Raw genomic sequence first — 1,245 nt, forward strand, 5'->3', positions numbered from 1 at the left:
TTCCCAGGAGTCGGCTGTCCAACGAACTCCGAAAACCAAACCATACGAGCAAACGCCAGGGGATACCTTTCGGGCATCTACTTCAATTCGGTAATCACTTGGCAGAACTAAATCCGGTGTAATTGCCCATCCCCAATTTCCTCGTTTGAGATAAATCTGATACTCGCCATTGAGATACCGGTAGATCACATTATCATTTTCCCCGGCTGCCCAGCCGCTATTTGGATTGCTGAAGTCATCAAAGTACCCAGCCCAGAAATTCCTCAACGCGACACGAGTGGCAAATAGACATAGTAGTCCCCAGGTGTCATACCTTCCAGCATTACATCGTCCACAAAGTAGTTGCTATTCAACGAGAAATCAGTTTTCAACTCGGAACTGCAGGGAGACCGTTTGCCCAGCATATGCGCTGATATTAACGGTTCGCGCAACCCAACCGGTGGTATTATTATCACTGCACAAGTCAATGGTCAGCAGAGAGATATTGTTGATTCTTACCCACGCAAAATCATAGCCGCACAAATCTTCGGATTCAATCCAGTGCCAGAATCTCAAAGTCGTGGCTCCGCCCGGAAGGGTCAACGTCTGGGATATATAAGCAGTTTCGTCGTCATCGCCACCCAACCACACTGCCCAATTACCACTGTGAGGCGCTATTGGTAAATCGTCCTTATAATACAGTAAAGGCAACCCCTGATAGGAATATTCTTCCCAGCCAGCAGACCCTTCCTCGAAATCCCCGTTAACAATACCTGCTACTGTTGGTGAGGGAGAGGCATCTTCCCGGTGGGTCCAAAGCAGACGCTCAGTCTTGACAGCTATGTTGAGGGGATACCCTTGTCTTTTCAGGTGTCGGAGTGACTTCGAGGTTGGGATACGCTTGAACCGGGTCGAGTACGGAACCCAGCATCAAAGTTGCTAACGCAATCACCAATCCTAGAGTAGGAATTGTAGAGAACTGTTTGCTTTTCATCTTAACCTCCTCTTTACGACTCCGTAACGTGGGCTCACCGTGTGAACTATGCCGCCCAACGCCTGAATTAACCCGTGCCGCGAAGCGGCATCGGGTTGAATGAATTGTTATGTTGCGCGGACGTAAGTTTTCCGATGCTTTAGAAATGGAAGCTCGATAACGTGATAGGAACATGCAGCTATTACCTAACCAGACAGAACACGGGCAGTGACCACAAGAGGGCTACATAGAAGTTTGAAATATCCATAACTCTTGTGTGGATAAAGTCGCAG

Annotated in this window: 1 protein-coding gene; it reads right to left on the reverse strand. The window is 48.3% G+C overall.

Features of this window, described 5'->3' with window-relative positions; genetic code table 11:
- Window positions 1-360 precede the first annotated feature (360 nt).
- Window positions 361-630, reverse strand: a complete 270-nt coding sequence (locus tag CMR00_12820) for a hypothetical protein (GenBank protein PIO46985.1) — start codon at window positions 628-630, stop codon at window positions 361-363.
- Between the last annotated feature and the right edge of the window lie 615 nt (window positions 631-1,245).

This window comes from [Chlorobium] sp. 445 (assembly GCA_002763895.1).
Lineage (GTDB): Bacteria > Bacteroidota > Chlorobiia > Chlorobiales > Thermochlorobacteraceae > Thermochlorobacter.